Annotated in this window: 25 protein-coding genes and 1 tRNA gene; 7 read left to right on the plus strand and 19 right to left on the minus strand. The window is 70.2% G+C overall.

The genetic code is table 11. From position 1 onward, the window contains the following. Nucleotides 1-11: 11 nt before the first annotated feature. The 7 genes from ppc to KUG41_RS14765 all read right to left on the minus strand — a co-directional run bounded on the left by ppc (nt 12) and on the right by KUG41_RS14765 (nt 10151). Nucleotides 12-3014: a phosphoenolpyruvate carboxylase gene (gene ppc / locus KUG41_RS14735; RefSeq protein ID WP_216904993.1), complete on the minus strand. Its 3003-nt coding sequence runs from the start codon at nt 3012-3014 to the stop codon at nt 12-14. Between the two features lie 26 nt (nt 3015-3040). Beyond that, the gene (gene gshA / locus KUG41_RS14740) at nt 3041-4204 is read right to left on the minus strand and encodes a glutamate--cysteine ligase (RefSeq protein WP_216904963.1); all 1164 of its coding nucleotides are present in this window, start codon (nt 4202-4204) and stop codon (nt 3041-3043) included. After that, nucleotides 4201-5766, minus strand: coding sequence for an anthranilate synthase component I family protein (locus tag KUG41_RS14745; protein WP_216904964.1), 1566 nt, complete (start codon nt 5764-5766; stop codon nt 4201-4203). The genes gshA and KUG41_RS14745 overlap by 4 nt, the downstream gene beginning before the upstream one ends. A 68-nt stretch (nt 5767-5834) precedes the next feature. Then, complete coding sequence (locus KUG41_RS14750) at nt 5835-6266, minus strand: photosystem I reaction center subunit II PsaD (RefSeq protein WP_216904965.1); 432 nt, start codon at nt 6264-6266, stop codon at nt 5835-5837. Nucleotides 6267-6374: 108 nt separating this feature from the next. Further along, nucleotides 6375-7781: a sensor histidine kinase KdpD gene (locus KUG41_RS14755; protein ID WP_216904966.1), complete on the minus strand. Its 1407-nt coding sequence runs from the start codon at nt 7779-7781 to the stop codon at nt 6375-6377. After that, on the minus strand, nt 7772-9040 hold the full coding sequence (gene rodA / locus KUG41_RS14760) for a rod shape-determining protein RodA (RefSeq protein WP_216904967.1): 1269 nt from the start codon (nt 9038-9040) through the stop codon (nt 7772-7774). Before rodA ends, KUG41_RS14755 begins: the two co-directional genes overlap by 10 nt. Nucleotides 9041-9044: 4 nt before the next feature. After that, nucleotides 9045-10151, minus strand: a complete 1107-nt coding sequence (locus KUG41_RS14765; protein ID WP_216904968.1) for an Mrp/NBP35 family ATP-binding protein — start codon at nt 10149-10151, stop codon at nt 9045-9047. Between the two features lie 182 nt (nt 10152-10333). On the opposite strand from KUG41_RS14765, the gene hemF reads away from it, so the two are divergent. Continuing rightward, the gene (gene hemF / locus KUG41_RS14770) at nt 10334-11359 is read left to right on the plus strand and encodes an oxygen-dependent coproporphyrinogen oxidase (RefSeq protein WP_216904969.1); all 1026 of its coding nucleotides are present in this window, start codon (nt 10334-10336) and stop codon (nt 11357-11359) included. On the opposite strand, the gene KUG41_RS14775 is transcribed toward hemF, so the two are convergent. Both KUG41_RS14775 and KUG41_RS14780 read right to left on the minus strand, forming a co-directional pair. Continuing rightward, complete coding sequence (locus tag KUG41_RS14775) at nt 11286-12215, minus strand: dehydrogenase (RefSeq protein WP_216904970.1); 930 nt, start codon at nt 12213-12215, stop codon at nt 11286-11288. The two genes, hemF and KUG41_RS14775, sit on opposite strands and share 74 nt — an antisense overlap. A 4-nt stretch (nt 12216-12219) precedes the next feature. Further along, complete coding sequence (locus KUG41_RS14780) at nt 12220-12774, minus strand: cofactor assembly of complex C subunit B (protein WP_216904971.1); 555 nt, start codon at nt 12772-12774, stop codon at nt 12220-12222. A 102-nt stretch (nt 12775-12876) separates the two neighbouring features. Between KUG41_RS14780 and KUG41_RS14785 the strand changes: the two genes are divergently transcribed. Beyond that, nucleotides 12877-13542, plus strand: a complete 666-nt coding sequence (locus KUG41_RS14785) for a ribonuclease D (protein ID WP_216904972.1) — start codon at nt 12877-12879, stop codon at nt 13540-13542. Between the two features lie 37 nt (nt 13543-13579). Here the strand turns inward: KUG41_RS14785 and KUG41_RS14790 are convergent, their stop codons facing one another. Both KUG41_RS14790 and KUG41_RS14795 read right to left on the minus strand, forming a co-directional pair. After that, entirely contained in the window at nt 13580-13837 is a 258-nt protein-coding gene (locus KUG41_RS14790; protein WP_216904973.1) for a hypothetical protein, read from the minus strand. Between the two features lie 33 nt (nt 13838-13870). Continuing rightward, nucleotides 13871-15175 carry a lipid-A-disaccharide synthase-related protein gene (locus KUG41_RS14795; RefSeq protein ID WP_216904974.1) on the minus strand — a complete coding sequence of 435 codons (1305 nt, stop codon included), beginning with the start codon at nt 15173-15175 and terminating at the stop codon, nt 13871-13873. 44 nt (nt 15176-15219) lie between these two features. Between KUG41_RS14795 and KUG41_RS14800 the strand changes: the two genes are divergently transcribed. Further along, a tRNA-Cys gene (locus KUG41_RS14800) sits at nt 15220-15290 on the plus strand. Nucleotides 15291-15535: 245 nt separating this feature from the next. Then, nucleotides 15536-15721 (plus strand): hypothetical protein, encoded by a 186-nt coding sequence (locus tag KUG41_RS14805; RefSeq protein WP_216904975.1) that lies wholly within the window; start codon nt 15536-15538, stop codon nt 15719-15721. 113 nt (nt 15722-15834) lie between these two features. On the opposite strand, the gene KUG41_RS14810 is transcribed toward KUG41_RS14805, so the two are convergent. The 3 genes from KUG41_RS14810 to KUG41_RS14820 form a co-directional block, all read right to left on the minus strand. Then, nucleotides 15835-16449 (minus strand): trans-aconitate 2-methyltransferase, encoded by a 615-nt coding sequence (locus KUG41_RS14810; protein WP_216904976.1) that lies wholly within the window; start codon nt 16447-16449, stop codon nt 15835-15837. Between the two features lie 293 nt (nt 16450-16742). Further along, complete coding sequence (locus KUG41_RS14815) at nt 16743-17237, minus strand: hypothetical protein (protein WP_216904977.1); 495 nt, start codon at nt 17235-17237, stop codon at nt 16743-16745. 32 nt (nt 17238-17269) lie between these two features. Continuing rightward, on the minus strand, nt 17270-17443 hold the full coding sequence (locus KUG41_RS14820; RefSeq protein WP_216904978.1) for a hypothetical protein: 174 nt from the start codon (nt 17441-17443) through the stop codon (nt 17270-17272). Nucleotides 17444-17506: 63 nt separating this feature from the next. On the opposite strand from KUG41_RS14820, the gene KUG41_RS14825 reads away from it, so the two are divergent. After that, nucleotides 17507-18508 carry an aldo/keto reductase gene (locus KUG41_RS14825; protein WP_371734169.1) on the plus strand — a complete coding sequence of 334 codons (1002 nt, stop codon included), beginning with the start codon at nt 17507-17509 and terminating at the stop codon, nt 18506-18508. 5 nt (nt 18509-18513) lie between these two features. Here KUG41_RS14825 and KUG41_RS14830 read toward each other — a convergent pair whose 3' ends face one another. Together KUG41_RS14830 and purM are read right to left on the minus strand one after the other, a co-directional pair. After that, nucleotides 18514-19176, minus strand: coding sequence for a hypothetical protein (locus tag KUG41_RS14830; protein ID WP_216904979.1), 663 nt, complete (start codon nt 19174-19176; stop codon nt 18514-18516). 95 nt (nt 19177-19271) lie between these two features. Continuing rightward, entirely contained in the window at nt 19272-20306 is a 1035-nt protein-coding gene (purM, locus tag KUG41_RS14835) for a phosphoribosylformylglycinamidine cyclo-ligase (RefSeq protein ID WP_216904980.1), read from the minus strand. A 433-nt stretch (nt 20307-20739) separates the two neighbouring features. Here purM and KUG41_RS14840 point away from each other — a divergent pair, with 433 nt between their 5' ends. Further along, entirely contained in the window at nt 20740-21240 is a 501-nt protein-coding gene (locus tag KUG41_RS14840; protein WP_216904981.1) for a septal ring lytic transglycosylase RlpA family protein, read from the plus strand. A gap of 83 nt (nt 21241-21323) precedes the next feature. After that, nucleotides 21324-22892 carry a bifunctional pantoate--beta-alanine ligase/(d)CMP kinase gene (locus KUG41_RS14845; protein ID WP_216904982.1) on the plus strand — a complete coding sequence of 523 codons (1569 nt, stop codon included), beginning with the start codon at nt 21324-21326 and terminating at the stop codon, nt 22890-22892. Here KUG41_RS14845 and KUG41_RS14850 read toward each other — a convergent pair. Genes KUG41_RS14850 through KUG41_RS14860 form a run of 3 tightly spaced genes read right to left on the minus strand, consistent with a single transcriptional unit; the run spans nt 22889 to nt 24899 of the window. Then, on the minus strand, nt 22889-23407 hold the full coding sequence (locus KUG41_RS14850) for a low molecular weight protein-tyrosine-phosphatase (protein ID WP_216904983.1): 519 nt from the start codon (nt 23405-23407) through the stop codon (nt 22889-22891). The two genes, KUG41_RS14845 and KUG41_RS14850, sit on opposite strands and share 4 nt — an antisense overlap. Further along, nucleotides 23404-24057, minus strand: coding sequence for a HEAT repeat domain-containing protein (locus KUG41_RS14855; protein ID WP_216904984.1), 654 nt, complete (start codon nt 24055-24057; stop codon nt 23404-23406). Before KUG41_RS14855 ends, KUG41_RS14850 begins: the two co-directional genes overlap by 4 nt. Next, nucleotides 24054-24899: a HEAT repeat domain-containing protein gene (locus tag KUG41_RS14860; protein ID WP_216904985.1), complete on the minus strand. Its 846-nt coding sequence runs from the start codon at nt 24897-24899 to the stop codon at nt 24054-24056. Before KUG41_RS14860 ends, KUG41_RS14855 begins: the two co-directional genes overlap by 4 nt. Nucleotides 24900-25133 lie beyond the last annotated feature (234 nt).

Genomic DNA, 25133 nt, shown 5'->3' on the forward strand with positions numbered 1-25133 from the left:
AGTTCAGGGGTTCAGCCCGTGTTGCGCATGCCTGCGGCGATGCCATTGATGGTAAGCAGGGCACCGCGCAGCAGTTCGCTGCGGCTGTAGGTGCGGCCGTCGCTCCCTCCGGGGCCCTCGCCCGGTCCCTCGCTCATCGGCGGCTGGCGTTTCTGGTCCCGCAGCCGGCGCAGCAGCGCCACCTGCAGGTAGCCCAGGGGGATGATCGTGCGGTTGCGCAGGTCAACCGACAGCTGCAGGGCCGGGTCGCCGTCGAGCAGGCGGCTGTGGTTGCTGATGCGCAGCACCAGGGCATGGGTGAGGGTGAACTCGTGGGCGATGGCCGCGAAGATCTGCTCGAAGGCGTCCCGGTTCTGGGGGCGGCCCAGGGAGGTGACGTAGTGGCCCGCCAGTTCCAGATCGACCTTGGAGAGCGTCATCTCCACCTTGGAGATCAGCATGCGGAAGAAGGGCCAGCGCTGATAGAGCAGCTGCAGCAGTTCCATCTGCTCGCCGTCGGCATCGAGCTCGGCCTGCAGGGCGGTGCCCACCCCGTACCAGCTGGGCAGCAGGAAGCGACTCTGGGTCCAGCCGAACACCCAGGGAATCGCCCGCAGGCTGGAGAGATCCTTGGCGCCGCTCTTGCGCCGGGCCGGCCGGCTGGAGATCTGCAGCTTGCTGATCTCCTCGATCGGCGTCACCTGCTGGAAGAAGGCCACCAGGTCGGGGTTGTCATGCACCAGGGCGCGGTAGTGGTCGCGGGAGCGGGCCGCCAGCCGTTCCATCAGCACGTTCCAGGTGGGGGTGTCGTCCACGGGGGTGCTCACCATGCTGTTCTGCAGCACCGCGGTGGTGACGGTTTCGAGGTTGTAGAGGGCCAGTTCCGGCAGGGAGTACTTGGACGCCAGCACCTCCCCCTGTTCGGTGATCTTGATCCGTCCCTTGAGGGTGCCGCTGGGCTGGGCCAGGATCGCCTGGTAGGCCGGCCCACCGCCGCGACCCACCGATCCGCCGCGGCCGTGGAAGATGCGCAGGGCCACGCCGTGGCCATCGGCAAGCGACTGCAGGGCGATCTGGGCCCGGTGGATCTCCCAGTTGCTGGAGAGGAAGCCGGAATCCTTGTTGCTGTCGGAGTAGCCGAGCATCACCTCCTGGAGGGGCTGGTCGCCGTCGCTGTTGCTGATCAGCAGCTGGCGGTAGAAGGGATCGGCGAACAGGCGCTCCATCACCGCAGGGGCCCCCTGGAGATCCTCCACCGTCTCGAACAGGGGGATCACCAGCAGCGCGGATTTCTGGGCCATGGGATCCACCAGCCCAGCCTCCTTGGCCAGCAGCACCACCTCCAGCAGGTCGGACACCGTGTGACTCATGGAGATCACATAGGTGCGGCAGATACGGCGACCGAACTCCTGCTGCAACCGCTGCAGCATCCTGAACACGGCGAAGGTCTCGGCGGTGGGGGCGCTCCAGCGGGCCGCCGGCGGCAGCAGGGGCCGACGGGTCTTGAGCTCGCCCAGCAGCCACTCCACCCGCTGCTCCTCGTTCATCTCGCCGTAGGGCACCGGCAGCAGCAGATAGCGGCTGAGTTCGTCGATGGCGTCGCTGTGGCGGGTGCTCTCCTGACGGATGTCGAGGCTGGCCAGGGAGAAGGCGAAGATGTGCACCTGGCTGAGCAGGTCCTGCAGGGCTTCGCAGCTCAGGCCGGTGGCATCCAGGCTCTCCTTGACCAGCTCCAGGTCGGTGCGGAATTCCTCCACCGAGCCGTAGTGGAGCTCCTGGGGCGGGGCCGGGTCCATCAGGCTGGTCAGGCCGGCTTCGTTGCCGGAGGAACCGTCGCAGGGGGATTCCCAGCCCGCATCGGCCAGCTGCTGGTTGCGCAGCTGGGTGAGCCGCAGCCGCTCGAGGGTGTAGCTGAGCTTGAGGCGGTAGGGCTCGAGCCGGTAGCGGGCGGCCCGTTCCTCGTAGATCTCCGGGAAGCGCAGGCGATCCATCTCCAGCGACTCCAGCAGGGGGGCGCTCACCTGGCTCCACTGCATCGAGATGCTGAGCTGGTCGCGCAGGATCGAGACCGACTGGACATAGCGGGCCAGCATCAGCTGCCGCTGGAAGCAGGCGGTGCGCCAGGTCACATCCGGCGTCACCGAGGGGTTGCCGTCCCGGTCGGATCCCACCCAGGAGCCGAAGGTGCAGAAGGCGTCCCGGGGGGGCTGCACGTCGGGATAGCTGGCCGCCAGGGCGGCGCGGATGCGCTGGCGCAGCTGGGGCAGGGCATCGAAGAGCACCTGCTGGAAGTAATGCAGCGCGTAGTCGACCTCATCGATCACCGACGGCTTGAACTGGTGCAGCTCATCGGTGCGCCACCACAGGCGGATCTCCTCCTCCAGCTGCTGGCGCAGCCGGTCGTTGTCGTCCGGGTTGCCCTGGCCGTTCACCTGCAGCTTCTGGATCAGTGCCGCCACCCGCCGCTGCTTGTGGCGCACGGTGTGGCGCACGATCTCGGTGGGGTGGGCGGTGAACACCAGGCGGATGTCGAGTTCCCCCAGCAGGGTCTCCAGCTGACCGGGCGGCACGTTGAGGGCGCGCAGGCGCTCGAACAGCTGGCGGAACGTGGCGGGATCGCTCTGGCTCGCCAGGGCCGGCAGGAAGGGATCGTTGCTGGCGGGGGAGGGGGCCCGCTTGATGCTCTCCAGGTAGCTGTCCTCCTCGATGTGCTGTTCGAGAATGTTGACCAGCTGGAAGTAGAGCGAGAAGGCCCGGGCCGCGGCGATCCCCTCGGCCAGGTCCATGGCCCTGATCAGCGCAATGATGCCGTCGGTGTCGACAGCGGTGGAGGCCTCCGGATCGAGCCCCGGGGCGATCGGACCGCTCAGCTGCTTGAGCTTCAGCAGACGCTCCACCTGCTCCGGCGGGCATTCGCTGCGCAGCACGGTCTGCCACAGGTCCTCGACCAGTTCCAGCCGTTCGGTCAGCAGCCGGATCACCCCGGGAGAAGCCTCGGCGGGAACGACCGGGGGCTCGATCAGGGATGGCCGCATGGGGGCGCTCGGGGCAGTGGTGAGATTCATGATCCTCCAGGAGCCTGGGCCGCTTCTGTCGCCAGCCATGCGTCCAGCGCCTTCTCCCGCTTCCCGAGAGCCGCGGCCTCGCTGCCGATGATGGCACCGATGCTTTCCCCGTGCCCATGGCGGGCGAGCCATCCCATGGCCTGGTTGCCCTGGGCGAGCAGTCCTTCCAGCGGGGCCAGCCAGCGCTGCAGTCCCAGTTCCGCCGCCAGCGGTGCCATCGCTTCCAGCTCGCAGGCGATCCAGTCGCGGGCCACGACCGGTTCGCCGCTGCGCCAGTGGACCAGGTTCGCCTTCAGACTCGACCGTGCCGCCGCCTGGTCATTGGCATCGGCGAGGGCCTCCAGCTCGGCAGCGTCGAGGCGGCTGGCCCGCAGCGGATCGTGGCCCGCAGGATCGCTGAGGAGCTGATGGAGCCGCAGTTCCGCGAAGGCGGTGACCGCCAGCAGCAGCAGCGGGTCGGCGATCAGATCGCAGATGCGGATCTCCAGGCGGTTGAGGCCATGGGGCCGGTCGTCACCGTTGGGCCTGACCGACGTCCACAGATGGCGCACGTTGCGCATGGCCCCGGCGGCCAGCCGCTCCTCCATCCAGCGGATGTAGTGGGCGTGATCGCTGAACAGGGGAACCCGGGGCGGGGTGAGCGGAAACTGGATCCAGCGCTGGGAGTGGGCACCGGTGGCCACCCCGTCCAGGAAGGGGGAACTGGCGCTGAGGGCCAGCAGCAGGGCCGCCTCGCAGCGCAGCAGCCGCAGGCCCGCGAACAGGGCGTCCATGGCCGTCAGGCCCAGGTTGATGTGGACGCTGGCGGTCACCACCCGGGTGCCGTAAGTGGCCTCGATGTAGCCGTGGTACGGGTTGGCCGGATCGGAGCGCTCAAAGCGGCGGCTGTCCCCCAGGCTCAGGGTGCTGCCCGGCAGCAGGGTGAGTCCGCGGGGCTGGAGCCAGCGGCGCAGGCGCCGGCGCGGCTCCAGCAGCAGCTCCAGCTGGGCGGCGTAGCCCGCCTCGGGCGGGGTGACGTACTCCAGGTTGCGGTGGTCCGGTTCGGTCATGAAATCGCTCAGGGCCGCGGCCACCTCGCCCGAGCAGCCCACCACCGTGCCGTCGGCCCGGCCGGTGTACATCTCCACTTCGAAGCCCTTCAGCAGCAACGGACCGCTCATCGCCCGGCGCCGGTGCCCCCGGCGGGAGCGGGCTCCAGGCAGGCGAGCGCCTTGAGCATCCCCCGGGCCTTGTTGAGCGTCTCCTGGTACTCCGCCGATGGCCTGGAATCGGCCACGATGCCGGCACCGGCCTGCACCTGCACCCGCCAGCCGCCGTCGGGATGGGGCAGCACCACCATGGTGCGGATCGTGATCGCCGTGTTCAGGGCTCCGGCCAGATCCACCGCTCCGTAGACCCCTGAATAGGGGCCCCGGGCATCCGGTTCGAGGGCATGGATGAGCTGCATGGCACGGATCTTGGGGGCGCCGCTCACCGTGCCGGCCGGGAAGGAGGCCATCAGCAGATCCCAGATGTCGTGATCCCGGGTCAGCAGCCCCTCCACCTCGCTGACGATGTGCATCACGTGGGAGTACTTCTCGATCACCATCAGTTCAGTGACCCGAACCGATCCGGGGCGGCAGACCCGGCCCAGGTCGTTGCGGCCCAGGTCCACCAGCATCACGTGCTCGGCCCGCTCCTTGGGATCGGCCAGCAGCTCCTCCGCCAGGGCGGCGTCCTGCCGGGCATCTCCGCCGCGGGGACGGGTGCCGGCGATGGGCCGCAGGGAGGCCTTCACGCCCTCTGGGCACGGCTCCGCCTTCACCATCACCTCGGGGCTGGAGCCGATCAGATGCCAGTCGCCGAAGTCGAAGAACGCCATGTAGGGCGAGGGATTCACCATCCGCAGGCTGCGGTAGAGCTCGAACGGATCGTGGCTCACCCGGGTTTCCAGCCGCTGGCTCAGCACCAGCTGGAACACGTCTCCGGCGGCGATGTGCTCGGCGGCGGCGGCCACGGCCGCTTCGAAGTCGGTCCGGTCCCGGTTGCTGTGGGTGGCCAGCTCGGCGCCGCTGGCCTCGTGCCAGGCCAGGGGTTTCCCCTGGCCCGGAAGGGGCCCGTGCATGCGGGCCTCGAGTGCCTCGATCCGCGCGGCGGCCCGGTCGTAGGCCTCGCCGGGGTCGGCCCCGTGGGCGAGATCCACGTAGGCCACGGCGGTGATCTGGCGCTTCACCTGGTCGAACACCAGCAGGCTGTCGGCCAGCATCCAGCAGCCGTCGGGCGGCGCACCCGCCGCAGCGTCATGCACCGGCACGCTGGGCTCGATCCAGCGGATCAGTTCGTAGCCCCAGAAGCCGAACAGCTGGGCCACCGTCGGCAGGCCCTCCACGGGCGCGGGGCGCAGGGGTGCCAGGGCCTCCCGCAGCAGATCGAAGGGATTGCCATGGAGAGTTTCCCGGCGGCCGTCCCGCCAGCACCTTTCCCCCCGGTCGCCGCGGCAGGTGAGGGTCCAGAGCGGATCACTCACCACGAAGCTCCAGCGGCCCAGCTGCTCGCCTCCCTCCACCGACTCCAGCAGCACGCCATGGCCGTTGCCGGCACCCACCTTCAGCCAGGTGGTCAGGGGCGTCTCCAGGTCGGCGGGCCAGCGTTTCCAGAGGGGCAGAAGATTGGCAGCCACGCCAGCGCCGGCCTCCCCAGCGGCGATGCGCTCGAGGAAGGCGCTGCGATCAGAACCGGGCATCACGGCGACAGGCAGGCAAAAAAAACGGGGCTCTCGGCCCCGCCGTTATAAGTGCTGGCCGGTGGGGCTCAGGCTTCGAAGGTCTCCTTGCCGCTGAACTTGAGGCTGGCGGGGTTGGGGTTGGCACCGATGCTGCGGGCCACGTGGCCGACCATCTCCCTGCCTTCGTTGACCTTCTCGGGGAAGACGCCGTCCTTGGGATGGAGGTACTCGGTGTCGCCGCCGGGGTAGATCCGGTAGATCTTGTAGTCCTCGATCCGGGGCTTGAACTTGGTGCGCAGCTGGGTGCCCAGGGCCAGGCACTGCTCCTTGCGGGCGAAATACATGAGGTTGTCGCCCTCGTGCATCTCGGCGGCACCGCCGGTGGGGAGTTCGAACACCTGGGCCTTGGAGCTGCTCCAGGTGATGGCGTACTTCTCCTCGGTTTCGGCGGAATTCAGCAAGCCACCGGTGCTGCCGATGGACTTCGGAAGTTGACCGTGGAGGGCCGTTTCGGGCATGGCTCGCAGACCGTTTCAGCGGGAAGCTAGCACCGTGTTTTTGGCCATTCCGGGGTCTCCAGCGGAGTCTTCACACCCGTCAACAAACCCCCCCCACGCCCCTCGGCCTCAGCCGCTGCGTTCCGCGGCCGGGAAGAAGACCGTCAGGTTGCTGCCGCCCCGTTCCGTGAGCCGGCCTCCCAGGCGGTGAAAGAGGCGCTGGGTGGCCTGGCGGCTGAGCTGCAGGCTGCCGGTCTCGGGGTTCCAGCTGAGCACCGGTCCCACCGGGGTGGGAACGGCGGCGGCCAGGTCGTCGGCCACGCGGCTGTCGGGGTCGTCGCTGCTGAGCTGCAGTTTCAGCCGCGACCCTGCCGGCAGCAGCCGCAGCCGCACCTGGCTGCCGCTGGGCAGGCTGCGGCTGAAGCGGTCCATCAGACCCCCCAGCATGGTCTCCAGCTGGCTGGGGTCGCTCATCACCGGTGGCAGGTCGTCGGCGATCTCCATCAGCAGCTTCAGGTCCCGCCGGCCCAGCTGGCGCTGCCAGAGATCCTCCAGCTGGTGGAGCAGCCGGCTCAGATCCGTCCGGGCCAGTTCGCTTTCGCTCAGGGGCTGGCCGCTGCCGGGCTGCCGCTGCAGCTCCGCCGCCAGGAAGATCAGCCCGAAGCGGTCGATCTGTTCGCTGCACTCCCCGTCGATCTGCTCCAGCCGCTGGCGCACCACCGCCGGGAGGTCGGTGCGGCGCAGCAGGGAGCGGATCAGGGTGCGGATCGTGGCCAGGGGCGTGCGCACCTCATGGGTGAGGGCCTCCAGCAGGGCCAGTTCACTGCTCACCGCATCGTGGCTCTCGGCGGCCCGCTTCTCTCCGTGCACCAGGGGCTGCAGGGTGACGCTGGGGGCCATGGCGGCCAGCCGCTGGGCCAGCAGGGGCCAGAACCGGGTGCCCAGGTCCGGATCGTTGCTGAGCGGGCCCAGCAGCTGCAGCCGGCGTCGCAGCCCCAGGCTCGCGGCCGGATCGTCCTGGGCCAGGCGGCGATCGAGCATTTCCAGGGCCGCCGAGAGGATGGGGGCCTCGAACCGCACCACCAGCCGCCGTCCCTGGGGGGGGCCGTCGAGGGCCATCGCCACCTGCAGCACAGGGGTGATCAGCACCAGCAGGGGGTCGGTGCCATCGTCGTCCCGCAGGCTGAGGCGCCGGAAGCCCCCGGGCCGTCCCGCCGTTCCAGGGGGGGCGGGGCCGGGTGGACCGGGCAGGGGGGGCATCCCGGGCAGCAAGGGCAGGCCCGCAGGCATCAGGTTGCCCACCTCGGCCGGCGTCCAGACCCAGCCGTCAAGCCACTCCAGCAGAGAGGGTTCGTAGAGGGCGGGCAGGGGAGCCGCCAGCCACACCCCCGGCTGGGGCGGGACGGCACCGAGGAGATCGTCCTGGATGATGGCCAGGGCGGCCCACCACAGGCGCCGCACGCTGTCCTCATCCCCCCTGCCGGCCGGCGCACCCTCGGCCAGCAGCCGGCGCAGCCCCTCCAGACTCACCACCATTTGCGCAGGCTGCGGCTGCGCCGGGCTACCGAGGCGCAGAGACCGATGCTGATGCAGTTGACGAGCATGGCGGAGCGGCCGTAACTGAGCCATGGCAGCGGAATCCCCGTCACCGGCCCCAGGCCGATGGTCATGAAGATGTTGACCACCACGGCGAACATCAGCATGGCGCCGATGCCCACCACCAGCAGCGACTCCACGTCGGTGGCCGCATTGCTGGCGATCTGCAGCAGCCGCCACACCAGCAGGGCAAAGCCCAGCACCACCAGCACCGAGCCCACGTAGCCCGTCTCCTCGCCCAAAGCGCTGAAGATGAAATCGGTGTGCTGCTCCGGAATGAAGCGCAGACGGGTGAGGGAGCCGTGCATCAGGCCCGTGCCCCAGAGGCCGCCCGAACCGATGCCCACCTTGCTCTGAAGCAGGTGATACCCCCCACCCAGGGGGTCCTTGGAGGGATCGAGGAAGAGCACCAGCCGGTCGCGCTGGTAGTCCTTGAGGCCGTGCATCCACAGCAGCGGGGTGACCACCGCGAAGCCGCTCTCGACGGCGAGCACCACCACCAGGGCGATGCGTTTCCAGGGAAGGGAGCTCCAGGCCAGCCAGCCCATCAGGGGGATCCAGACCAGCAGGCCCCAGGGCAGAACCCCCGCCACGATGGAGGTGATCACCGGGGAGAGCAGCAGCACCAGCCAGGCCAGGGGCATGCCGGCCCAGTACAGCATCACCAGCAGCACGGCTCCGAACACCAGGGAGGTGCCCAGATCCGGCTGGATGAACACCAGAGCCCAGGGGGGCAGGATCAGCAGGATCGGGCGGACCAGGTCCACGGGCCGCTCCACCGGATAGCGGGAGAGAATCCCCGCCAGCAGGAGCACTGCGGCGAGCTTGGCGAATTCCGACGGCTGCACGTGGAAGCCGGCGAAGCTGATCCAGCGCTGGGCTCCGAGGGCGGAGGTGCCCACCACGCGCACGGCGATCAGACTGGCCATGGTGGCCAAATAGATCGGCCACTGGAAGCGTCGCAGCTGGTCCATGGGCAGCCGGGCCAGCAGCAGGCCGATGGCGAAGCCCACACCACCGGTGATCCAGTGCTGGTACCAGTCGGCATAGTCGGCCTGGCGCTGGGTGCTGGCGATCAGCACCCCGGCCAGCAGAGTCATGGCGATAGGGATGCCCCAGAGCACCGGGTCGAAGCCCAGGCCGCGCCGCTTGGTCCCCTTGGCGGCGAAGCCGGCTCGCCGAGGGCTGAGGACCGCCATCGCGTCAGGCGAGGGCCGGGCTGAGGGCGCAGCTGGCGATCAGCTGGCCGCTGAGCTCGGTGAAGGCACGGCCGCTGGCCGAACGCGGGGCGGCCAGCACCACCGGCAGGCCATTCTCGCCCCCTTCCAGAACGGGCATCTCCATCGGCAGCTGGGCCAGCAGGGGCACCCCCGCCTCATCGGCCAGCATCCGGCCGCCCCCGCTGCCGAAGAGGGCGTAACGGCGATCAGGCAGGTCGGGGGGGATGAAGGCGGTCATGTTCTCCACCACCCCAAGCACCGGCACGCCCATCTGCAGGAACATGGCCAGGCCGCGGCGGGCATCCTGCAGGGACACCTGCTGGGGCGTGGTGACGATGATGACCCCGGCCATGGGCACGGCCTGGGCGAGGGTGAGCTGGGCATCGCCGGTGCCGGGGGGCAGGTCCACCACCAGCACGTCGCGCTCGCCCCAGTTCACCTGATACAGAAACTGGCGGATGATGCCGTTGAGCATGGGGCCCCGCCAGACGACCGGCTGGTTCTCCTGGATCAGCAGGCCCATGGACACCATGGCGATGCCGCAGCTCTCGATCGGCTCGAGCACCTGCTCGCTGCCGCTGCCGCGCACCTCCGGACTGCGATCGGCCACCCCGAGCATGGTCGGGGCGTTGGGGCCGTAGATGTCGGCATCCAGCAGGCCCACGCGCAGGCCCGCAGCGGCCAGGCCGCAGGCCAGGTTCACCGCAACCGTGCTCTTGCCCACGCCCCCCTTGCCGCTGCTGACGGCGATGACCTGGCGCACACCGGGAATCCCCTGCCGTTCGGGCAGCTGCCCGCCGCCGGTCCCGTGGCCGGCGGCGCCGATGGGCCCCGACGAGGGGGCGGCGGCGGGCTGGGCCAGTTCGATCTGCACGTCATCGATCCCTTCGAGGGCCAGCAGGGAGTCGCGGGCTTCGGCGGCGATGCGCTCCCTCTGGCTGGCCGCGAAGCCGGGCAGAGCCAGCCGGAACACGGCCCGCTGCCCCTGCTGCCGCAGGTCGGTGATCCAGCCCAGCTCCAGCAGGCCGCGGCCGCTGCCGGCGTCGCGGAGCGGCTGCAGGGCCTGCTGGAGAAGGTCGGCACTGGCCATTCGGCGGCGGCGAAGTCGGTACGAATGGCGATCCTAGGGGGGGCGTCCCAGACCAGTCGGGACCCTGGCGACCCACGGCGGCAGCCGCGGCGGCCCGTGACAGAGGCTCTCGAACCCTTGTGAGCCGCCCCCGCGGGCTGAAATGGTGAGCCGATGTTCCGCGTCCATCGCGCCGCCGTTCCATGCAGATGCCACCCGCCGATTCCCGCAGCAGGGCCAGGGCCCTGCTGATGGGCCTGCAGGATTCGATCTGCGCCGGCCTGCAGGACCTCGATGGGGAGGGGCGCTTCGAGGAGCAGAGCTGGGAGCGGCCGGAGGGCGGTGGCGGTCGTTCCCGGGTGATGAAGGAGGGCCGGGTCTTCGAGCAGGGGGGCGTCAATTTCTCCGAGGTGGAGGGCGAGCGCCTGCCGCCTTCGATCCTCGGCCAGCGCCCCGAGGCGGAGGGCCACCGCTGGTTCGCCACCGGCACCTCGATGGTGCTGCACCCCCGCAATCCCTATGTGCCCACCGTCCACCTCAACTACCGCTATTTCGAGGCCGGCCCGGTGTGGTGGTTCGGCGGCGGAGCCGACCTCACTCCCTACTACCCCTTTCTGGAGGACGCCCGCCATTTCCATCGCACCCTCAAGGGAGCCTGCGATGGGGTGGATCCCTCCTATTACAAGGTGTTCAAGCCCTGGTGCGATGAATACTTCTTCCTGAAGCACCGGGATGAGACCCGGGGCGTGGGCGGCATCTTCTACGACTACCAGGACCCCGGTGGGGTGCTCTACAAGGGCGGCGATCCGGAGGGTCCGGCGGCCACCGTCAGCGCCGCCATCGGCCCGGTGCTGCACGACTGGGAGCAGTTGTTCGCCCTGGCTTCCGCTTGCGGCCATGCCTTCCTGCCCAGCTATGGGCCGATCGTGGAACGCCGCCACGGCCTGCCCTGGGGGGAGGTGGAGCGCCAGTTCCAGCTCTACCGCCGCGGACGCTATGTGGAATTCAATCTGGTGTTCGACCGGGGCACGATCTTCGGTCTCCAGACCAACGGCCGCACCGAATCGATCCTGATGTCGCTGCCGCCCCTGGTGCGCTGGGAGTATGGCTACACGGCGGCACCCGGCAGCCGGGAGGCCCTGCTCACCGACCTGTTCACTCGCCCTCAGAACTGGCTTGAAGACCCCTCGCTGGAGGAGCGCTGCCGACCCCACCAGGCGGTGGGCTGAGCGGCGGGGCCTCCGCGGTGGACTCGGTGGTGGTCTCGGTGGTGGCCGTCGTGGCGGGCTGCGCTCCGTTGCGGCCCAGGCCGAGCTCCAGGGCGCCCACGATCCGGGTGGCGATGTGCTGCAGGGTGGCGGCGCGGGTGGAGGGGTTGCGCAGGGCGCGCTCCAGGGTGCCCTCCAGCTTGCCCACCTCCAGCAGGGCGATGCCGCGCCGGGGCCCGCCCAGGCCATCGCGGAACCCCATCGGATAGCCGCCGAATTCCTCGGCCAGGCTCTCGTCGAGGCGGCTGAAGGGCCGGTGCAGCGGCGGGATCAGCCCTGATCCGATTCCGGTGGGCCCCCAGGCATCGAAGTGGATCTCGAGGGCGTAACCGCCCGCGGCGGCATGGAGGCGACCCACGCTCCAGTTGGTGCTCGGATGGTTGCCGTCGGCGATGCTGCGGAGGGGGGGCCGGTAGTAGCTGATCGGCAGCCCCCGCTGCTGGCCCAGGGCCACCACCAGCTCGGCGACGGCCATGTTCCAGTAGAGCTCGTCACTGATGCCCGGGAGCATCGGCGCCCCGCCGGCGGCCACGGTGGCGCCGCTGGTCCCCGAACCGCCGATGCCCTGGGAGTCGGCATGGCCGGCCAGCACCAGGATCGGAGTGTCGGGGGCGATGGGGCGGGTGCCGATCCAGTCCCGGGGCAGGCGGCTGCGGGGACCGGTGATCGGATCGACTGCGGGCCGGCGCAGGGTCGGGGTGGGGGATGTTGCCATGGCTCCAGCGGCCTCGACGCTGTGGGCCGCCGGAGCCAGTGGGCCCAGGCTGCCGATCAGGACGGCAGGGCCCAGCAGCCGGGCCGCGAAACGGGAGGGCATGGGTTCAGATCGGCGAGGCGAGCAGGGAGCCATCGCTGGCCAGGCCGAGCCTGGGCCCCAGTTCCCGTTCGATGGCGATCAGCTCGTCGCGGTGGGCCCGCAGGCGCAGGGTGCTGCCGCCCCCTGCGCTGTCAGCGTTCATCAGCCGCAGCTCCAGGCTTTCCGGGCGGGCTGCCCGCCGGCGGTAGATCAGGCCTGCCCCCGGGCCCACCAGGGCCAGCAACAGGGGCCACCAGCCCAGGACGGGAAGCACCTGGCGCAGCACCAGGCCCAGGCAGGCGGCCCCCACGCTGCCGAGCAGGGAAAGGAGCACCGCCAGGGGCAGGCTGGAGCGGACCTGGCCGCGGAAGCGCAGCAGCTGGCGCTCGGGGTCCCCCGCTTCCGTCTGCCAGCCCCGGGCGGTGAGCCAGCCCGAGAGGCCTTCGAGCACCTGGACCGGCGGCTGGGGCGAATGCACCTCCACCACGGTGGTGCGGTCCTTGCTGGCCGCCCGCAGGAAGAACACCAGCCCGATGGCCATCAGCAGGGTGAGCAGGAGGGTCGAACACAGGGTGGGCATCGCAGCAAGGCCGATCGGTGATCCATTCTCACCCACCCCCCGGGAGTGACAGAGCCGGCGGCTGCCGTGGGCCACGATGGCCCCAGTTCCCGATGCCCCGCGATGGCCCAGTCCCCTTCCAACGGCAGTGCCAGTCCGGGGCCACCGGCCCGGTTCGCGGTCTTCGACGGCGACCTGGATGCCGCCTGGCAGGAGCTCTACGGGGCAGCCCGGGCCCTGGCCATCGACACCGAGGCCATGGGGCTGATCCATGGCCGCGACCGTCTCTGTCTGGTGCAGATCTGCGATGACGATGACAACGTCTGCTGCATCCGGCTGGCGCGGGGCCAGGACGGCGCGCCGCGGCTGAAGGCCCTCTGCGAGAACCCCGCCATCGAGAAGGTTTTCCACTTCGCCCGCTTCGACGTCGCCGCCCTGGCCGAGAACCTCGGCATCGCCGTCGACCCGGTGTTCTGCACCAAGGTGGCCAGCCGCCTGGCCCGCACCTACGCGCCCCGCCACGGCCTCAAGGACGTGGTCAACGAGCTGGTGGGGGTGGAACTCGACAAGCAGGCCCAGAGCTCCGACTGGGGCCGGGTGGAGGAACTCAGCGATGCCCAGCTGGCCTATGCCGCCGGCGATGTGCGCTGGCTGCTGGCCGCCCGCGACCGGCTGGAGCTGATGCTGCGGCGGGAGGAGCGCTGGGAACTGGCCTGCCGCTGCTTCGCCTGCGTGCCGGTCTTCGCCGCCCTCGACCGGCAGCGGTTCACCCACGTCTTCGAGCACTGAACCCCTGGGGCCTGACCGGGCCGGGCGGGGATTCCCGTCAGTCCTCGATCATGAACAGGTCGTCCTCGCCCACCGAGCGCAGCTGACCATCGAACAGCTGGCCCCGGTCGAGGCCGCTGGCCCTGGTCTCATCCAGCAGCTTCTCCGCCAGGGCCACCTTGGCGGCGGTGTCCCTGAGGCCCTCCTGGGCCGCCAGGATCTCCACCCGCCGGCGGGCCGAGGCCAGGCTGACGCCCAGGTGGGTAGCCAGGCGACCACAGGCGGCGTTGAAGCTGCGGTCAGGGATGCCGGGCATGCGGGGCGGAAAGCGAAGGGGACCGTCGGCCCATCATCCCCCGCTGGCCCGGGCCCCCCCTCGTCCCTGGCCTCCGCTGCCGCCCACGGCCTGCTTCAGCAGACGCGCCGCAATCAGGCTCGCCAGTCGATCGCTGGCTCCGGCGGGCCCCATCCGCCGCCGGCCGATGCGGCCCAGCCGGGCCCGCTCCAGGTCGTCGTCGAGCAGGGCGATCAGCCGGTGGCGCAGTTCTTCCGGGCCATGGCAGGGCTGCACCGCCCCCCCCAGCAGCCGGCTCTGGCGCCGGGCGAAGCCCGCTTTGAACTGGGGCCCGGGCCCCGGCAGCGAGAGGGCAGGCACCCCCAGCCCCACCAGCTGCTCGGTGGCGGTGCCGGCGGTGGCCAGCCCCAGCTCCGCCAGTGGCGCCCAGGCGGCGAAGCGGCCCGGACCCACCAGCAGGTCAAGGGGCCCCCGCTGCCAGACGGCCGCAGCATCGCAGTCCTCCGGGACGTCACCGGGGACGAACCCCGCCGCCCTCAGAAGACCGGCCAGCTCCCCACCGCTGGGATGGGCGCCGGTGGCCAGCAGCAGGCTGATCGGTCGGCAGGGGTCAGCCGGCGGCAGGGCCGCCAGCAGGGCGCGCAGATTGCCCAGGGCCTCCGGCAGCCGGCTGCCCGGCAGCAGCAGCAACCGGCGGCGCCCCTGCAGCCAGGGGGGCAGGGGCGCCGCCGGGTCAAAGCCATCCATCATCGGATTGCCCAGCCAGGTGGCCCCCACCCCATGGCGCCGCAGTCCCCGGGCGGTGAGGCGATCCCGCACGGCCACCAGCCGGCAACGTCGATGGCCCATCAGGGCCCATTCCCAGGGATCCCATTCGCTGCCCTTGGCCCGGTGGTAGCCGTCGGCCAGCGGAGTGGGGCCCCATCCGGGCGGCGGTGGCGAGGCCCAGGTGTGGTCGCTCTTTGGGGTGCCCAGGAAACCGAAGGGGCCGCCGCCGGCCCAGGCCAGCAGCAGGGGAAGCAGGTCGCCCACCGCCAGGATCGGAAACCCGCGCCGGCCCCAGTGCCGCACGATCCGCCACTGCTGCCAGCTGAGCAGGGGCAGCCCGGCGGCCAGATCAGCCAGCAGCCCGCCGAGGCTCTGGTTGCTGAAGCCCCCACTGGGCAGCGGCAGCCGGGGCCCCACCCGCTGCAGCGTTCCGGCGGCCTCGGCGCCTGCGAAGGCCTGGCCGATCCCCACCAGGGGCAGCACCTGCACCTCCAGACCTGGCAGTTGCCGCCCAAGAGCCTCGATCAGCCGCAGGGCGATCAGATCCTCCCCGTGGCCGTTGCTCAGGACCAGCAGAGGGGGGGTGAACATGCCATGGCTGATACGATCCGCTGCGGGGAGTTTGCTCCCCGGCAGGCGGCATGGCCAAGTGGTAAGGCAGAGGATTGCAAATCCTTTATCCCCAGTTCGAATCTGGGTGCCGCCTCTGCAACAACCGGCCCCGAGTCCTCTCCGTGTGAGACGCCCCCTTGCGGGGGGATGGAATTCTCCGGGCCGCCGTGGTGTCCCCATGGCCGAGGAGAAACGGCTGGGATTCGAATCAGCCTGGGCCGAACTTCCGCTTGCCGCGCAACCAGCCACCTCGCCATCTCCCGGTCCGATGGGCCGCGGCGGGGGACACGGCACGCGAAGGGGTGGCAGACTGCAGCAAACGTGCTGATGAGGTCAGTGGTGGCAGCCAACTCCGCGGAACAGCCGGATCCGTTTGAAGCGCTGCTGAGCGAAGAATGCCTCGACATGATCGAAAAGATCCAGGCCTATCGCGAGCGTATCCAGCTTCCTTCCACTCCGAAGGCGATCCTCGAAGATGCGGTCATCGAGTACTACACCGCCCTGAAAAGAGCCGGCAACTGGTGATCCTCAGCGCAGATCTTCAAGCTCTGATCTTCAACATCTGATCTTCGACGCCTGGAACAGGGAACCTGCCGAGGTTGAGGATTCCCAGGGATTCCGGCATCGGGCCTGAGAGCTCAGCCTGTCTGGGGGGATGCCTCTCCGAGGATGAGCTCGGCGCGTTTCCTGTGCAGGGTCATCGAGGCTTCGGTCAGCACCACCCACTGGGCCAGGGTGGTGCAGCGCTCATCGAAGGGAGGCCGGTCGAGCCGAAGCGGCCGCCATCCTCCCGCTGTGATCTCCCGGTTGAGATCCGAGTGGGGCAGATCGTCATTGGTGATGATCAGCCAGCGGTACTTGGACTTGAAGTGGTTGAGATAGTCCTGCACCACCGGATTGGGGAGATGCTGCAGCACGTCCTTGACCAGCAGCAGATCCGCCGGCGGCAGACTGGCCAGGCCGTCGAAGATCTGGAAGCGGACCGTATCGCTGCCATGGTGATCACGGTTGCTGGCCACCACCGAATCGACGATGTCGATGCCCGTATAGGCGATGTCGCCCCAGTGGATCAGCCGGGAGAACTGCCAGTCGCCACAGCCGAAATCGACGACGCTGCGGATGTCATTGAGCTGCAGGAAGCGATGCAGGGTGGCGATGTATTCGCCATTGAACTCAGGCCTGGACCCCTGACCCGATCCTCCTCCCCACGTGTCGTGCTGATAGATGCGGGTGAAGGCGTCCTTTGTCGACATGCAGGCTGGTGTTCGGGGACTTCTGCGTCCATCGGCACTTGGAGCCCCGCAGGGACATGGTCACCTTAGCGACGGTGCACGCCAGGTCCGCAGCAGTCCCGATCAGGGCAGGACACCAAAGACCAGTGAGATGAGAGCGAAGCCAACAACGCCCACGAGGGCCAACAGCGAGGCGGTCTGGGGCACGGCCCTCTCCCGGATGGGCCAATAGTAAAGAGAATCTTTAGGCGAGCGGTCTGTTCATGGTGATCGTTGCCGATTGTCATGTCGCCGTCGGCAGCCCTCCGGCCCTGTCAGGGTGAGGCTTCCGCCTGCCAGAGCTCCCCGGCCTGGCCGGTGGCTTCGCAACTGAACCTCCCGCTCTTCAGCAGGCAGTGCCCCCTGGCCAGCCGGGCCCGGGTCAGCGGCATCGCCGTCCCCATGGCGCCATAGCCCGACTGGCCCACGGCGCTCACCCGCAGCAGCAGGGGCCAGCTCGGTTCGCAGCGGCTCTGGCGGCAGCTCAGTCCCGGCGAGCCCTCCTCCAGCACCCCGGCGAAGACCAACTGGCGATCAAGGAGGGACTCCCCGCTGCCGGGCTGCAGAAACCGCACGGTCAGCAGGCCCTCCATCTGCTGATCCAGCCTCAGCAGCCGGCAGGAGTCCGGAGGTGGTGCAGGCTTCGCGGGGGTCGTCATCAGGATGCGGCAACGCGCCAGCGGCCGCTGCCAGCGGCCGAAGTCCTCGCCCGGCAGCTGGCGGGCCTGCAGCGGCGCCACCAGCTGGCCGGCAGCCAGGCTCAGAACCAACCCGGTCCGGAAGGTCAGGGGAGACCGGAACATCAATAGCCCGAGTCGGCGACGCAGATGCCCTGGCAGCTGATCCCGTTGCTCGCGGTCCTGCCGCAATGGGAGCAGAGCACCCTTTCGGCAGGGGACGGCGGCGGCTCCGGCGATGGCTCGATCAGGGCCCCTTCGGAACGGGACGGCCGTGGATCGGCCGGGGGAATGGACATTGCTCGGCCCCGGACGGTGGATGGGGTCGATCATGGCAACCGACCCCACTCTGTGCGATCGCCGTGGCCGCTCCCTCCGTGCCCCTGCCCGCTGGTTCGACCCCGGGCGTCCCCGGGGTCGGGGTCGGCACCTGGGCCTGGGGAAACCGCTTCCTCTGGGGCTACGACCCTGGCCAGGATGAGGTGCTCGCCGCCTGCTTCCGCCGGGCGGTGGATCTGGGACTGACGCTCTTCGATACGGCCGATTCCTATGGCACCGGCCGCTTCGATGGGCGCAGCGAAGTGCTGCTGGGCCGGTTCGTCGATGCCCTGCCGCCGGTCCGGCGTCGCCCCCTCACCGTGGCCACCAAGCTGGCACCTTTCCCCTGGCGCCTCGGCCGACGGGGGTTCGAAGCGGCTTTCGAAGCCTCCCGCCGCCGCCTGCGCGGCCATCTCGACCGGGTGCAGCTGCACTGGAGCACGGCCCGCTATGCCCCCTGGCAGGAGGGCCCTCTGCTGGAGGGACTCGCCGATCTGGAGCAGCAGGGCCAGGTGGGCAGTCTGGGGGTCTCGAATCTGGGGCCGCGCCGCCTTCGCGAGGTGCACCAGCGGCTGGCCGGGCGGGGGGTGCGGCTGGCCAGCCTCCAGGTCCAGCTCTCCCTGCTGGCCCCCGATGCGGTCGGAGAGGGAGGAGTGGCGTCGGTGTGCCGCGAGCTGGACATCGACCTGCTGGCCTACAGCCCGCTGGCCCTGGGTCTGCTGACCCAGCCCCCGGGGGCTGGCGGGCACCGCCCGGCAGGACCGAGGGGCCTGCTGTTCGATCGCCTGCGGCCTGGAATCCAGCCCCTGCTCAAGGTCATCGAGCGGATCGCCCAGGCCCGTGGGGCCCCCATGGCCGCGGTGGCGATCAACTGGTGCCGGGCCCATGGCGCCCTCCCCCTGGTAGGGATGCGCCGGGAGGCCCAGGCGGAGGAGGCCGCCGCGGCGGCAGGCTGGTGCCTGGCGGAAGAGGAACGGCAGGAGCTGGACCGGATGGCCCTGCAAGGGCGCTCGCGCATGCCCGCCAACCCCTTTCAGAGCGCCTGAAGGCGTCAGGCGCTGAGGACGGAGGCGGGGTCGGGGCTGAGAACCACCGGCAGGGCGGCTGGTCTGGGCTGCGGTGCCTCGGCACGCTGCAGCAGCCGGATCACCTGGGGATCGGCCGCTTCGGGCCCCAGGGCGCCCTCTTCACCGGGACCGCAGGCGGCGAGAGCCTCCTGGAGAAGGGAATCGAAGGTGGCCCCGGGCAGACGATGGCGGGCCAGCTCCAGGAAGGCACGGGCGAGGGATTCGCCGGCCGCCGCCCGCAGGGCCGGGTTGGAACGTCTCAGTTCCTGCTCCTGGGCGATGCAGCTGAGGAAGCGCTGGGTGATGTCGCGCTTGGTGGTGGCCCTGATCCGGGTGTCCTGGTCCGCCTCGCTGAGGAAGCCCTGGTCTTCCAGCTCCTGGAGGCGGCGATTGAGGCTGTCGAAGACGTCCTGGACCTCCCGGGCGATGTGGGTGAGCTGGCCGTCGGAGAGGCGGGGCAGGTCGGCCACATAGACCTTGCCGTGGTCCCGGAGCGTCAGGAACGTCGGCCGCTGGCCGCCGGAGCTTTCCCTCTGGCCCGAGGAGCCCGCGTCCCGCAGCCGGGGACGGGGCTGCTGGGGGCGCTGGGGGGGAATCGGACCGGCGGAACTGCGGCGGCGGGTGATGCGTCGGGAGGTATCGAACATCGGTTACGGAAACGTCTGGGCGGAGGAGAGCCTGGTGGTATCGGTCATCACGGATTTGACCCTAGGGAGAGCGACGTTGGGCGGCCAGAGCCGCATCAGTACGGCAATCCGGCCAGGGGGCGATCTCCGGAAGCGCCTGCCGAGACCCTGCCGAGCTCCCAGGCCCGATGGCCCGACGTCCGGCAGCCGTCGATGATCGCAGCGGATGCCTCCGCTGGCGCCACCAGGCAGAAACCGACACCGAGATTAAAGGTGTTCCAGAGATCGGCCTCGGGCACCTGGCCCCGTTCCTGCAGCCAGCGGAACAGGGGCGGACGGGCCCAGCTGTCGGAGTTGATCTCGCCATGGACCCCCGCGGGCAGGCAGCGGGGAAGATTCTCCGGCAGACCGCCGCCGGTGATGTGCGCCATGGCGTGGAGGGGCAGCCCGGCGCGGTGCAGATCCTTCACCAGCGATGCATAGATGACGGTGGGAGTCAGCAGGGCCTCAATGAGGGGCTGGCTGGTCTCCGGAAGCGCCGTGCCGGCATCGACGGCTTCGGCTTCCAGGATGCGCCGCACCAGGCTGAAGCCGTTGCTGTGCACCCCGCTGCTGGCCACCGCCACGATCCGATCGCCCGGAGCCACCCGCGTCCCGTCGATCCGTTCGTCCTCTTCCACCACCGCGACGCAGAACCCCGCCAGGTCGTAGCGGCCGGGACCGTAGAAGCCAGGCATCTCGGCTGTTTCGCCCCCCAGCAGGGCACAGCCGCTCTGGCGGCAGCCGGCGGCAATGCCCTCCACCACTTCGGCCATGGCCTCGGGCCCGAGCTTGCCTGTGGCGATGTAGTCAAGGAAGAAGAGGGGTTCGGCGCCGCTGGTGATGACGTCGTTGACGCACATCGCCACCAGATCAATCCCCACGCCGTGGTGAGCGCCATGGGCCTGGGCCAGCTCGAGCTTGGTTCCCACACCGTCAGCTCCCGCCACCAGCAGCGGGCGCCTCAGCCCTGCCGGCAGTCGGCACAGTCCGCCGAAGCCCCCCAGTCCGCCGAGCACCTCGGAACGGCGGGTCGTCTCGACGCTGGCACGGATGCGTTCCACGAAGGCACGGCCGGCGGCCACGTCCACACCGGCGGAGCGATAGTCCATGGGGGCAGGGAGGCAGGGCAGCAACGATCCTGCATCGGCAGGGGCCCGTACGCGCCCGAGAGCGCCTCCGGGATGTAGACGATTGCCGGATTGGCCTGTCATCCAATCAGCCGGGCTTATGTCAGTCATCGAATCCGCTGATGTCTGGGTAGCGCCCTGGGGGCAGTCAGGCCAGTGGACGCCTGGAGGGGTGGCAAGGATGATGAAATCTGATCGTTCCAATCCCGTGCCCCGGGCACAATTTCAGCCCGCGCGCTTCGGATAACTTTCCCGGGTCGTCAATTCCTGTCAGGAACTCGTCAGGCCGATTCGATCTGATTTCACTTCATCCGTTGCTTTCCAAGTAACGCGTTGCCGTGACCGACCGAATGCAGCCGTCAGGGAAATCCCTAATTCCCTGCCATCTCTGCTCTGCCAACTTGTTTCGTCCGTCATGCGTCGCACTCAACTCCTGGGCGCCGTCGCGCTCCTCCTCTCCAGCAGCATCGCTCCGGCCCATGCCGGCTCCCTTTCTGCCCCTCAGGCGTCAGGGGGTTCCGTTGCCATCCGCACCGACGACATTCCCTCCAGCTGGGAACGGTTCGTTGATCAGATCCGTCCAGTGCCGCTGGCCAGCACCCTGCTTGCCTCCTCGAATGGCGGACAGGTCACCACCGGACGTGCCAGCTGGTATGGTCCCGGATTTTTCGGCAATCGCACCGCCAGTGGCGAAGTGTTCAGGCCCGGCACCCTCACCGCCGCCCATCGCACCCTGCCCTTCGGCACCATGGTGAGGGTCACCAACCTCTGGAATGGTCGTTCGACCGTGGTCCGCATCAATGACCGTGGCCCTTTCCACGGCAGTCGGGTCATCGACCTGGCCCACGGGGCTGCCCGTGAACTGGGTCTCATGTCCAGTGGTGTGGCCGATGTGAAGCTCGAAGTTCTCCGCTGAGCGTTTCGTAGCTCCAACGGCGACTGACGTCGACCTTCCAGGCCCATCCGCCAATCTGGCGGGTGGGCCTTTGTGATCTGCCGGTGCGACTGCTTCAGACCCGTGCCGAGCTGGCCGCCTGGCGTCAGGAACAGGTGGGCCGGCTGCTCCATTTCGTGCCCACCATGGGCAGCCTGCATGGGGGACATCAGCAGCTGCTGCGCAGGGCTGCCGAACCGGTCTCGGCCAGCCGTCCGGCGGTGCTGCTGAGCGTGTTCGTCAATCCGCTGCAGTTCGCCCCCGGTGAGGACTTCGCGCGCTATCCCCGGGATCTGGCCGCCGATGCGGCCCTCGGGGAGGCTGCCGGCGCCTGTGCCCTCTTCGCCCCTGCCCCGGAGGAGCTGTTTCCCGGTGGCCCTGGGGAGCTGACCCGCGTGATTCCCCCGGTCTCCCTCCAGGAGACCCTCTGCGGCCCCGGTCGGCCCGGCCATTTCGAGGGAGTGGCGACCGTGGTCTGCCGGCTGCTGGCCCTGGTGCGACCCGACCGTCTGCTGCTCGGCGAGAAGGACTGGCAGCAGCTCACGATCCTGCGTCGCGTGGTGGCCGACCTGGCCCTGCCGCTGACGGTGCAGGGTTGTGCCACCGTGCGGGAGGCCGATGGTCTCGCCTGCAGTTCTCGCCTTCGCTACCTGAGCGCCTGCGAGCGCCGGCAGGCATCCGCCGTGCGGGAGGCCCTGGCCTCCGCGTTCACCCTCTGGCGTGGAGGCACAGGCAGCGCCGCGGCACTCACCGGGGCCGTTGGCCGGCATCTCGAGGCGGCCGGCCTGGCCGCGGAGTACGTGCAGCTGGTGCACCCCTCTACCCTGAGACCCGTCGCCGAGGCCGATGGCCTGTCGCTGCTGGCCGTCGCCGCCCGGTGCGGCAACACCCGCCTGATCGACCATGTATTTCTGATGAACCGTGCACCGATCGTCGCCATCGATGGTCCCGCCGGAGCGGGGAAGAGCACCGTGACCCGTGCCTTCGCCAGGCGCCTGGGCCTGCTCTACCTCGACACCGGCGCCATGTACCGGGCCCTCACCTGGTGGGTTCGGGAGCGGGGCGTCGACCCCACTGATCCAGGCGCGGTGGCGCCGCTGCTGGAGGGCCTCGATCTTCAGCTGGTGATGGAGGCCGGCGGCGAGCAGCGGGTCCGGGTGAACGGCCATGAGGTGAGCGAAGCGATCCGCAGTCCGGAGGTGACCGCCCTGGTGTCCACCGTGGCCGCCCATGCCTGCGTGCGGGAGGCTCTCACCCGCCAGCAGCAGGCCATGGGACAGCAGGGGGGCCTGGTGGCCGAAGGGCGTGACATCGGCACGGCCGTCTTCCCGGATGCGGACTGCAAGGTGTTCCTCACCGCCACCGTGGCGGAGCGGGCCCGCCGGCGGTCAGTGGATCTGGCCCAGCGCGGCTTTGCGGTGCCGGACCTGGCAGATCTGGAGGCTCAGATCGCCGAGCGGGATCACCTCGATTCCAGCCGCCCCGTGGCGCCCCTGCGACAGGCGGCTGATGCGGTGGAGCTGGTCACCGACGGCCTGGGCATCGACGCCGTCATCCAGCGCCTGGTGGATCTGTTCCGTGAACGGGTGCCGGAGGACGCCTGGCCCGGTCCCACGCCGATCCCGGTTCCCTAGCCCCGGGGGCGCAGCACCTCAAGCAGCCCGGCGCAGGCGTCCTCCAGCAGGTCGAGCACCCGATCGAAACCCTCCTCGCCGCCGTAATACGGATCGGGCACCTCCTCCACGGAGAAGCGGCGGCAGTGGCTGGTCAGCGGGCCCACGCGGGCGGTGGTCTGGCCGGGCCGGGTGAGGGCGCGCACGGCCCTCAGGTTCTGGCGATCCATCGTCAGCACATGATCGAAGCGGGTCAGGTCGTCGGCGGTGATCTGGCGGGCCCGGCTGGGCAGCTCGATGCCCCGCTGGGCAGCGGCATGGCGCATGCGTGGGTCGGCCGGCCGGCCCACGTGCCAGTCGCCGGTGCCGGCGGAATCCACCAGGAAGGCGGGCCCCAGGCCCTCGCGCCCGATCAGATGCAGGAAGACGCCCTCGGCGGCCGGGGAACGGCAGATGTTGCCCAGGCAGACGAACAGGACGCTGATCGGGCGTTCCCCGTTCCCTCCGGGACTGGGGACCACGGACGGTTCGGTCATGGCTGCCCCAGCCGTTCGAGGGCCAGGGCGGCCCGCAGCCGCACCACCGGTGTCGGTTCCTGGTCCGGGTGGCCCAGAACCCGCAGGCTCCGCACGGCTCGCTCCCCGTGGGGATCATGCCGCTCCAGGGGGGCTCCGAGGGCCTCCAGGGCGACGGCCACCGCATAGCGCACCACCCACTCCCCGTCCGCACGGCCGCCCTCAAGGGCCAGCAGGCAGCGCTCCCGCACGCTGGCGCGCTCGGCGTGCGGCAGGTCCCCGAACCGCAGCTGACCCAGCCCCCGGGCGGCGGCGCGGCGCACGCTGGGGCCGATGTCCTGGCCGAGGGCCCCTTCCAGGAGGCTCAGGCCTCGCACGTCACCGATGCCGGCCAGGGCCCGCACGGCCCAGGCTCTGGCGCCGTAGTTGTGCTCATCCAGGCCCTGCAGCAGCGGCTCCACGGCGTCAGCGCCCACGGCGATCAGCCCGTCCACGGCCGCCACGGCGGCCCCGGGATTGTTGAAGCCCAGCACCTGCACCAGGCAGGTGATGCCGGCCGGATCGGCGCCGGGCGCGGCAGCCCCGGACAGGGCACGGGTGGCCTGCAGCAGGTCCTGGGCCGTGTCGGCCCGTTCCACCGCGTCCACCAGCTCCTGCAGCCCTTCCGTCACAGCAGGTCGTCCATGACGGCCAGGACCCTCTCGGCTTCCGGTTCGCCGCTGCCCTGCTCCACCAGCCCCCGCAGGGCGATCAGCTTGAGGCTGTTTTCGGCCAGGGTGCGTCGGATGGGTTCGAGGGCCGGTCGCCAGCCCACGGCGCCCAGATCCATCAGGGCGGCCCGTCGCACCTGCAGCTGGGGATGGGCCAGCAGGTCCAGCAGCAGCTCCCCCCAGCGGGGCTCTGCCGTCAACTGGAGCAGGGCCCGGGCGGCGGCGGAACGGATCAGGGGCCTCTCGTGGCCGGTGAAGGGTTCGATCACCGTGGCCACCGGGGTGTTCTCGCCCGGAGGGAAGGCCAGGCCGATGTCGCCGAGGGCTTCGATCAGGGCCTCGCAGGGCTCACGCAGCTTGGGGCTGTTTTCCCTGGGAGCACCGGCGCCCTCGGGGCCGCTGGCCAGTCTCCGGCAGAGCGCGGCGACGGCGGCCTCGGCCTTCAGTTCACCCAGGGAGCGGGCCGCCGCCTCCCGCAGGCCGTCGTCCTCGTCCTCGAGGGCGGCCAGCAGGTCCGGAACGGCCCTGGGATCTCCGAGCTTGCCCAGGGCCCGGGCGGCGTTGCGGGCCACGGCGTTGTGCTCCACCCCGGCGCCCACCTGTCGGGGCTGGCGCTGCCGCAGAGCCAGCCGCAGCAGGGGCACGGCCTCGGGATGGCGGCTGCGCATGCGGCCGAGCCACCAGGCGGCGTAGTACTGATGCGACTGGTCCTCGCTCTGACGCAGCCGCCGCAGGGCCTCCGCCTCGCTGATCGGTTCGCCGGCGCCGGCGGGCAGGTCGGTGGAGGGATCGGCGACCGCCATCGCTGGAAGGGGAGTGGACATCGCCAGATGATGTTGCCACCGGCCCCCGCTCCGGTGGCGCCACGGGCGGGGGGCCGTGACAATTCGCTCCACCCTTGGAGATGGACTCCAGGGCCCGGGACCAAAGGCCAAGCCACAGCCACCCATGAAAAAAGGGCCCCTTGCGGGGCCCCGGGTGACGACGAACCGACGCGACTCAGACGAGGGCGTTGATGGCGTAGTCGATGTAGTTGT

Source organism: Synechococcus sp. CCY 9618, assembly GCF_019038415.1.
Taxonomy (GTDB): domain Bacteria; phylum Cyanobacteriota; class Cyanobacteriia; order PCC-6307; family Cyanobiaceae; genus Cyanobium.